The sequence below is a fragment of the Protofrankia sp. Cr2 genome (genome assembly GCF_963555885.1).
Taxonomy (GTDB): domain Bacteria; phylum Actinomycetota; class Actinomycetes; order Frankiales; family Frankiaceae; genus Protofrankia.
Map to the genome: position 1 here is coordinate 14,103 of NZ_CAUVXG010000068.1, position 9,794 is coordinate 23,896.

General features: G+C 69.6%; 3 protein-coding genes. All 3 read right to left on the reverse strand.

Annotated features, from left to right (window positions below; all coding sequences use genetic code 11):
* On the reverse strand, positions 1–1,049 hold a 1,049-nt coding region (locus tag U9978_RS21255; protein ID WP_322762909.1), incomplete at its 3' end, for a peptidoglycan-binding domain-containing protein.
* Between the two features lie 179 nt (positions 1,050–1,228).
* Entirely contained in the window at positions 1,229–1,600 is a 372-nt protein-coding gene (locus tag U9978_RS21260) for a peptidoglycan-binding domain-containing protein (RefSeq protein WP_322762910.1), read from the reverse strand.
* A 395-nt stretch (positions 1,601–1,995) separates the two neighbouring features.
* Positions 1,996–9,759, reverse strand: a complete 7,764-nt coding sequence (locus U9978_RS21265; RefSeq protein WP_416211077.1) for a SpvB/TcaC N-terminal domain-containing protein — start codon at positions 9,757–9,759, stop codon at positions 1,996–1,998.
* Positions 9,760–9,794: the final 35 nt, after the last annotated feature.

Genomic DNA, 9,794 nt, shown 5'->3' on the forward strand with positions numbered 1-9,794 from the left:
CGCTCACCGGCGTCGGGGAAGTCCGCGTTCTCACGCAACGCCGCCCAGAGTCGTTCATCGGACCCCCGGTGAGCCACGGCGAGCCGGCCGAAAGCGCGACACCGGCTCTCATCCGCCACCACCGTGCCCACCAGGTCGCCCAGGGAGGCCGGCGCGCCCGTGGGCGCCGCCCGCACCACCGCGTCGACCTGAAGCTCCGTCAGTTGGTCGTCGATGAGCGTAGAGCCGTCCGCGCCGAGCGACGCGGGCACGACGCGATCGCGGACCGCGGCGTTCAGCGCGTGCCGCAGCGTCGTCGCGTCCCGTGCGAGCAGGGCGTCGATGTCGGGCCGGGCGTCGTCCCGCGAAAGCCCGTAGAACAGCGCGGGTGGCAGCCCGGTCTCATAGCCGATCTGCTCGCTGGCCGCGAGCCGGACCAGCGACTCTCGCGGGATGTTCGTGACCCCGGCAAGGTAGTCGAGCTCCGCTACCGTGAGGTCGGGCAGCGAGCGGGACCCGAGCGCGGCATCGAGCCGCAGCCGCAGCAGTTCGAACTCTGACGGAGCCCGCTCGTCATCAGGTAGTCGCAGGTCGACGGCGATTTCTCGATCCGCCGAGAAGACGACGGCCGACTCGACAAGCCGGTCGCCGCCCGCTGTCCGGACCCGCAGCACAAGGTCGGCTGAGGTCTTGGCTTCGTCGGCGCCGTCGACCATCGCGTATGCGATCTCGTATCGACCGTGAGCATCGGTGGTGGTCTCGCCCAGTGGCCGCTCGCCGCTCATGCCGCGGTCGACCGCGCCGACGACAACACCGGGAACCGGGTCACCGTTGAGCGTCTGCACCTGTCCGCGGACCATACGCGGCCGGCGCCGATCGACGGCCGCGCTCAGAGCGTCGCTGGTACGCACATCGACGACGCCAGTCGTGTCCAGCCCCGCAGCCTCCTGGAAAAGCATCACGGCACGACGGGTGGCCGCTCCGAACCGGACGCCACGAAGATCGTCTGCGAAATCGTTCAACCCCAGACGGCTGAGCTCCGCGTGCAACACCGCGACATCAGAACCCACCCGCCCCTCGGCCAGAGGCGGACCGTCGAGCCTCACGTCGTCCGCCGCCTCGCGATGCGAGGAGCCTGCAACGACCGGACATCGTCGCCCCGCGCCCCGGACTTCGGGCTACGACCGCTGAGAATCATCGTGCAACTCCTTGACTATCGGTAAACGCTTCGTGGTCGGAGGATCAGGGATCAGGGCCGGGTGCTCCAAATCCCGGGGCGGTCTCTCGGCAGGTGGTCGCGGGCCTCCCGGCACAACCTGATCGTCGCCCATCCCGCAGGGCTGCCCCACTCGGTCAGCAGCCGCCCCTCCACCCGCGGCGTCGGGTACTGCGCCACCCGCAGTGCCTGGTCCAGCGCCTCCCGAGCGTGCGCGTCGAACACCCCCGACGGCTCCAGACCGGCCGACGCCTGCAACTGCCGCACGGCCGCCTGAGTCCCCGCCCCGAACACCGCCTCGCTCACCTCGAACCCGGGCACCAGAACACCGAACCGCCGCAGATCCACCTGCAGCGCCCGAACATCATCCCCCCGAGAGTTCAACCCAAGCTCAAGGTCACTCACTATTTTCCCTCCTGAGGCGGAAGCGACACGAATCGGAAAGGCAACCGAGACCGACCGGGTGGCGGTCAACGCGGCAGTCAGTTCGTCCATCTAGCGCGCGAACAGTGAGCTCGACGTCGACCGGAAGGCCCTTGCGGCACATCCGTTGAATGTAGCGAGCTGGATAACGGCGTCCGTCGACAAAGAGGGAGCCGGATATTTCTTCAGGCCGCTCTTCCTCATCCGCTGGAACTGCGCAAGCGTGTGAGCGGCGCTGGCGATGGTGATCTTGTTCAGGATCATCCGCGACCGCATCCGGCGCGCCTCCTGCGGACATGATCTCGCACCCCAAACTCTAAACTGCGAATGTTCAGATACATGCGCGGAATCGCGGTCCTGGCAATAGTCCTTCTCGATTAGAAGTGTTTGGATATTCCTAGCGAAACGTATGCCTCGTCAGGTTGGCTGATCATGAATTCGGGGATACCTAGATTGCGGTGGACGAGTTGGTTCTGAGCGACATCACGGATCCCAGCCCTGTTCAACCCCCCTTCGAGCGTGACACCCCACCCGGTGGAACTCCGGGCGGTGACACTGGCGGAGAGAATACCCTGGGAGATCTCGCCGAAAGCGACGTCCCGATAAAACGTTCGACCAGCCGTGTTTACCGTTTTCTTCCGGTCCGGAATGCCCGAGGCCAAGCGCAGGTGGGCGCCGACGCTCTCGATTCTCCACTCGGTGTTTCCCGCCCGCAGGAGGTGGGCGCTGAGCTTCTCGGCGGTAATACGGACACCAGCGGTGTTGCCTTGATCGCCACCGTCTCCCATCGGCCACCACAGGAATCGGTGATCGTTGTAATACTCAAGCCTCGCATGCTCGCCGACTCCAATGCGGGCGTAGCCGACGGTTTGGTTCTCGACCTGTGCGATACGACCAGATGCATTGCTTGTCCGCGTTCCCAGCTCCAGCGACAGAACGGGATCCCAGCGCACCCGTGCCGCTGGTACCACGACGAAAATCGGACTACCGCTGATCCGTAACGAGGATTCTCGGTCGATCCGGTAGCCATCCACTGACTGACCCCACTGGTTACGGAGCTGACTCGGCGACAACATGTACCTCGAAAGTGACTCGATCGGTCCATACAACGCAGCCTCTGGCTTCACCTCGATTCCGAAACGCAGGTCGCGCCCGAATGACGTCGATGCAGTAACGTCCGTAAGGAGAGATTTTTGGTACTTCGCCAACTGCTCATTCAGGAAGCCGCGGCCGATCGAACTGGCGGGTGCCAACGGCCGGGTGTCGGTCGCGGCTGCTGGTGCGGGCTTGGGCGCGAGCGGCGCGTCGGCGGGGTACCTACTTTTCGCTCCCATTGGATCCACTCGGTTGAGGGAGTTGGCTCGACCATAGGTGTATAAATTCACCCCATCAGCAAAGCCTAACGGATCACAGCTCAGCCAACGGGCGAGCCAGGGGGCATAGTAGCGGGCACTGTGGTAGTTCAGGCCGGTTTCTTCGTCGCGTTCCTTAGCGGTGTAGCGGTAGCGTTTGGGGGGTGCGCCGGAGCGGGTGAAGGACAGGGCGGTGCCGCCGTAGGGGTAGTACTCCTCATACGAAATCAGTATCGCGGTGGGGTCGAGTTCGACGGTGGCGGAGCCGAGGTGGTTGGCGTACTGGTAGCGGGTGAGTTGCGGGTTCGGGTCGGTGGCGGCGCCCGCGTCGGTGCGGGTTTCGACCATCGCGACGCGGTGCGTGCCGTCAGTGATGTGGACGGTGGTGCGGGCCAGGGCCACGGCACCGGTGTTGTTGCCGTACTCGCGGTAGATCTCGAAGGCGCCGAGGTAGATCCGCTCTTTGACGAGCTTCGCGTCGCCTGCCCTCGCGGCCGAGCCGGCGGTGAGTTTGCGGATTCGTTCGCCGGTGCCGTCGTAAACATAATACGTGGTCTCCGGGACGCCGGAGGTTACCGACTGCCGTGACGTGGCGGTGAGCTGGTTGAGGTAGTTCCAGCGCAGGAACTCCATCGGCGGCAGGGTCAGCATGTTGCCGTGGACGTCGTAGGAATAGACCTCGGGGAGGCCCGCGCCGACTTGGGTCGACGAAAGCCGGTTGCTGTAGACGCGGTTCGGCGCGGTCGGGGCGGACTCACCGGGCGCGAGCGGTGGTTCGAGCTGGCTCCACTCCTTGCAGGTGAAAGTGCGGGTCCAGCCGGGGTGCCCGGGGGCAGTGCCCTCGTGGACGAGCTTCGTCATGTTGCCGGCGGCGTCGTAGTCGTAGTACTCGTCGTACCGGGCGAGCGCCTGCCGGTCGGCGGCGTTCGGCAGGTTCGCCCGGGGGGCGTCGTTCCAGCTGGTCGCGGGCTCCTGGCCGTTCGCTACTCCGAGGTGTTCGCGGCCCCGGGCTTCGACCAGCCGGTACAGCGCGTCGTAGACGTAGTCGCCGCTCGCCTCGATCAGGACGTTGAGGTTGAACGCCCGCGGTTGGGCGTCGTCCCGGATGTGGGTGATGTTGCCGGTCGGGTCGTAGACGTAGCGCAGGTCCTGCACGCTGCGGCGCTGGTCCGGCGGCACCGGCTCGTCCTCGGTGAACGACGCCGGCCGGACGGTGTTCAGGTGCCGCAGCCGGAAGGTTTCCCGGTCGTAGTCGTACACGGTGACCACGCCGTTGCCGTGCTCGACGCGGGTCCGCTGGCCTTTGGCGTCGTAGTCGACGTCGACGACGAACACCGTGTCGGCGGTGTCGTCGGCGAGCCGCGCCTGGACGGACTCCAGCAGGCCGGCTTCGTTGTACGCCGGCCGCACCACGGTGCCGTCGGGCAGCGTCTGCAGTTCCGGCCGGCCCAGCGCGTCGAACTCCGCTGAGGTGGTCCACACGTCGGTTTCCAGGTCGACCGTGCCGGTCCAGTCCACGACGTCGCGGTAGCCGCGGGTGAGTTGCCGGGTCACGCTGGTCGGGTTGCCGGCGACGTCGTAGGAGGACATTACGATCCCGGCGCCGTCGCGGACCTGCCAGACCTTGCCGCGCAGGTTGTCCGTGGCGGCGTCGGGCGCGCCCTCGCCGTAGACGGTGCGTCCGACGATCTTCTTCCCGCCGGTCAGCGGCGCGGGGTCGAGCAGGGTGGCGGAGATCGGCCGCCGGGCGGTGTCGTAAACAGTTGTGACCCGGCGTTCGACGGGGTCCCACGCGTGAACGGGTTTCCCAGCGACATCCGCGAGGCTGCGGTGGGTGCCGGCCTCCATGCTCTCGTCGACGAGCCGCGCGCCGGCCAGGTCGTAGGTGTAGCGGGCGACGAGCCGGTCGGAGCCGCCGTCGACCAGTGCGGGTGTGGCGTCGGTGCAGTCGCGGACAGCGAGCTGGCTGCCTTTGATGTCGAGCTGGACGTGGGTGCGGTGCTCGGTGTCCGCTGGCAGGTCGGCCGCCAGCTTGCCCGGCGTGCGGTTGCGGGCGACGGTCAGGATCGGCCGTCCGAGCGGGTCGAGGCAGGCGAGGGTGGGCGTGCTCGCGTGCTGGCCGGCGCGCCTTGCGGCGGTGTTCTCGGCCGCGGCGAGGTCACCGAAGGCGGTGAGTAGGTGGGCGGCGGTCCGCCGCTGGTACCAGGTCGGTAGGTAGTCGGCCTCGGGCAGTACGCGGGCGAGGACGGCGATGTCGGGGTCGTCGGCGGGGTTGCCCGCCGGTAGCCCGCCCGCGTCGGGGAGCGCGGCGGTGTCGTTGACGTCCCAGGTTTCCTGCTGCCAGGCGCCGACGACGACCTTGTCCCAGGTGTGGTCGGGGTGCAGGGTGGCGACCACGCGGCCGGGCGGGTCGTAGCAGAGCACCGGGCTGACGCCGACGATGACCTTGAACTCGAACCGGTGGGTGGCGGTGAAGAACGGCTCGTACTGGCGGACCGGCTTGCCCTTGTTGTTGTAGACGGTCCAGCCGCTGCCGACCCAACGCGGCGACACCACCGGCCCGCCGTCGACGAGTGGCCCGGGCTCGGCCTGGGCCTTGCGTTGGATCTCCCGGCCGGTCCCGTCGGAGTAGCCGAAGCCGACCTGCAGCCGGCTCGGCCCGGCGCCGGCCGCCGAGGCCGCGGCGACGTGCTGTTCGCGGGCGATCGTGGCGGCTCCGGGTGGCTGCAAGTCACCGGTCGCGGCGGTGCGCTGGTAGGCGTGCAGGTCGTACACCACGCGGGTCGTCGCGTCGCCGAGCAGTTCCCGCGCGGTCGTCCCGGGCGCCGGGTTCGGACCGAGGCCGAGCGGGTCGGCCCAGAACGCCGTCACCACAGCGCCGGCGAGGTCCGCGGTGGTCGGGTCGACGCGGTCACCGGTGTCGTCCTGCGGCTTGCCCATCACCGCGGTGGCGACGACCAGGCCGAGCGCGTCGTAGGCGACCGCGACCCGGTTGCGGTTCGGGTCGGTAACCAGGGTCGGTGCCAGCACCCGGTAGTCGACGCTGAGCCCGAGGCGGGCGTCGTCGACGTTCCGCTCGCCGGCGGTGACCAGGTTGCCGACCGCGTCGACGACCTCGACCGAGAGCAGGTCGTAGTCGTCGTACTCGATGTGGGTGGTCGCGGCGAACGGGTCGACGAACCGCCGCGGCTGGAAGAAGTGCTCGGCCGCGTGCCGGTGGACGTCCGAGGCCGCGATCGCGGCTGGGGCGTAGCGGACGGTGCCGGACGGTGCCCACCACTCGCCGCCGTCGGTGACGTACCCGGCGTCGGCGAGCATGGCGGCGTTGACCCGGGTGCCGTACGCGGCGGTAAGGATCTCCGGGGTCAGCACCAGCCGGTACGCCTCGTGCGGCAGGCCGCGCGGATCCTGGGCCCCCCAGTCCAGCGGGCTGGCCAGGTCGTCGCGCAGGAACCGGGTCCGCGCCCGGTCGAGCAGCCGCCGGTCGAGCGAGGTCAGTTTCTCGAGTTCCTTGTTCAGGGTGGCGCGGTCCATGACCGCGGTGGCGGCGTCGAAGCCGGCCGAGGTGAGCTGGTAGGTCCGGCTGTCATAGCCGACCGGCACGCGGAACGCGTCCCACTCGGCCGGCACCGGGCGGGGGGTGCCCAGGAGCGGGTCGTCGACGTCGCGGTCGACCACGTTCGTGACGTCCACCCGGGTTTCGGTGACCAGCGTGGTCGACTGCGCGGCCACGGTCCGGGCCGGCAGGGCGAGCCGCGGCGGGTGCGGCGGCGGGGCCGGCGCCGCCCGGCGGTAAGCCAGGGCGACGGAGTGCGTGACGGTGCCGTAGTCGTCGACCTCGAGCACGACCTCGTGGGCGATCCGCGGGTCGCTCGGGTCCCGCTCGCAGGTGACGGTGAGGGTCTCCCGCGGCTGCACGGCGAACACCCCGTGCCGGGAACGGTCCGGGTCGTCGCCGCCGGCGGATTGGCGCGGTTCGGGCTGGACGACCGTGTAGCTGTGCTCGACGACCGTGTACGGGTGCGGCTCCCGGTCGGTGCCGTCCAGCGCGTACACCTCCTGGCGCAGCAGCTGGCCCTTCAAAGCCCGGCACGCCTCCCGCTCGTCCGCGAGGGACAGACCCGCCGGGAACAGGCCCGGGTCGAGCACCGTGTCGGGGAGCTGCCAGCCCGCGGCGGCGGGCAGCGGGTGCTCCGGCGGCGGGTAGTACTCGTCGGCGAACAGCGCGGAGAGCCGTTGCCGGTCGACGTAGGCGCCGGTGTGGAACCAGGTCCTGGTCAGCACCGGCGGCAGGTGCGTCGCCGCGCCCTCGTTGTCGCCGACCGGGAAGGTGGTGTTGCGCCGCAGTGCGGCCAGGTGCTCGGTGTCGAACTGCTCGACCATCCCGAAGCCGCGGAACTCCCGCTCGTGCCCGTCGAAGTAGCCGTGGTGGTAGGCGTAGCGGGTGACGAACCGGTTCCGGTTGACCCGGTCGAACGTCTCGACCTTCTCGACCACGTGTACCGGGAACGGCAGCCGGGTGACCCACGGGCGGCCGGCGGCCTGGTCGGCCAGGTAGAAGGCGGTCGATGTCGTGTAGTGCACGGCCGTCTCGGCGCCCAGGTTGTTCCGGACCCCGACGAGCAGGTGGGGCTTGTCGCCCATCAGGTCGACGTAGCGCACCTGCCGGCGAGCGTCGCCGGGCAGCGGTGACGACCACACCAGGCACGCGGTGCCCCGTCCCAGCAGGTCGACCACCGACACCGACGTCACGTCGTCGACCGGCGGGAACGCCGGTATCCGTGCCGGCGGCGTCCAGCTGTTGCCCATCTGGTTGCGGTACAGGTCGACCCCGGCGGCGCCCAGATACACCAGGTCCGTCGGCCCGGTGCCGTCGACGTCGGCGAGCCGCAGCCGGCGCTGGTCGAACAGCTCGGCGCGGTCGAACAGCGGGGAGTCGTCCATGACGACCTGCGCGCCGAACCGGCCGTAGCCCAGGTTCGGCCAGTAGCAGACCTCGCCGTTGCGGACCCGGACCAGGTCGGCCAGGCCGTCGCCGGACATGTCCGCCAGGTAGATCGACCCGGTGCCGTCGGCGAACACCAGCCGGGGGCCGGCGGCGTCGTCGGCAGGCATCGACACGCGGATCGCTGGGCCGAAGCCGTCCTCGCCCAGCGACGGGTACCAGACCAGGCTGTCGTCGCAGGTGAGCAGCACGTCGGCGTGCCCGTCGCCGCCCAGGTCGACGAACCGCAGGTTGGGGTCGGCCCAGTCCAGCGCCGGCAGCGACCGGATCGTCCGGTGCGGCGCCCAACCGTCCTGGCCGCGTTCGCCGTGCCCGTCGGGCAGGTCGGTGGTGCGCTCGAAGAACCCGGGCAGCGGGCCGTCGAAGGAGACCAGGTCGAGCTGGCCGTCGCCGGCCAGGTCGAGCAGCTGGGTACGCCCGCCCCCGAGCGGGGTGGACGGCTGCGTCGGCAGGGTCCGCGTCGGCGCGAACCGGCCGTCGCCGCGGTTGGCGGTGTAGAACCAGGCGCCGGCCTGCTCGGTCAGCATTCCGGAGATCGACTCGCCGTCGAGGTCGACCCACTGGTAGGCCGTCCCGTCCAGCCCGACGGGCAGGTTGGCCAGACTGTCAGCGTCGATCTCGTGGACCTCGCCGCCGACCTTCGCGCTGCTGTAGGTCAGCTCCAGCGGCGGCAGCACCGTCGGAGGTGCGTACCCACCGACGCCGTCGCGGCGATGCCCGGCCACCGTGACCGAAGCGAGCAGCGCCCCGGCCGGATGCCCACGCTTGTCGTCGTGGTGGTCCTCGGCGGGCGGCCGGTTCTGCTGGTAGGTCAGCGACATCGACCGCACCAGACAGTCGCGGCCGACCGCGGGCTCGTCCGGGAAGTGGTGGAACATCAGCACCCGCTGGCACAGGCGGTAGGTGCGGACCTCGAAACCGGGCCGGTAGCTGGAGAACGGGTCGTTGCGGCACGGCCAGACACCGGCGTCCAATGCCGTCGGCGCCTTCTGATCGTGCTCGCCGTAGTCGAAGACCAGCTCGAACAGCCACCCGCCGTCCGGTATGACCGGCTGGATGAGTCGGCTGACGCGATTGCCATACCGGACCGCCTTCAGGTACCGGTTCGGCAGCGGGCCGGGCTGCGTGCGGTGCCGCTCGTGCGCGGCCGTCCGGTCGACGTCGCGAGAGTCCTCCTCGGCATAGCGGTAGGCGATCGCATTGCCCTTGGCGTCGTAGGACTCGCAGATCAGCCAGCTGAAGACCCGGTGGACGGTGTCAGCCGGGTCGGCGATGCGGGAGTTGTCGTCCTTGCCGTACACCGTGGTGATGTTGTCCCGGGAGATCGACCGCCAATGCGTCTGCCCGGCCTTCGCGCCGTCGACCGCGGTCCACCGCTCGATCCGGGCGTGCAAGCCCTCGATCCGCGGCCGGTAGCGGACGATCCGGTAGGCGGTCCCGTCCACGGTGCGCAGCCGGCTCGCCGGGACGTCCTTCGTGTCGAGGATCGGAACGAGGTCCTCGGCGCCGGACAGCAGGAAAACATCGGATTCCGTGGCATCGTCGTAGGTGGGAAGCCCCTTGTCGGTTTTCCGGGTAACCGAGGGCAGGCCCAGGGTCCAACCCAGGCCGAACGGTCCCTGCGCCGCGCCCGAGTCGTAGGACAGCGCCAGCGACGGGCCGAACCCTGACCGTCCCGGGCTCACCGGCAGCGGAATCGTCAACGAGCCGGTGCCCGTCACCGGGTTCGCGGCGAACTTCTCCCCGATCCCCCGTACCGCGCCACCGCCCTTGGGTAAGGAAATCGTCGGTGCCGCGAACGGCGAGGATGGCGCGTCCC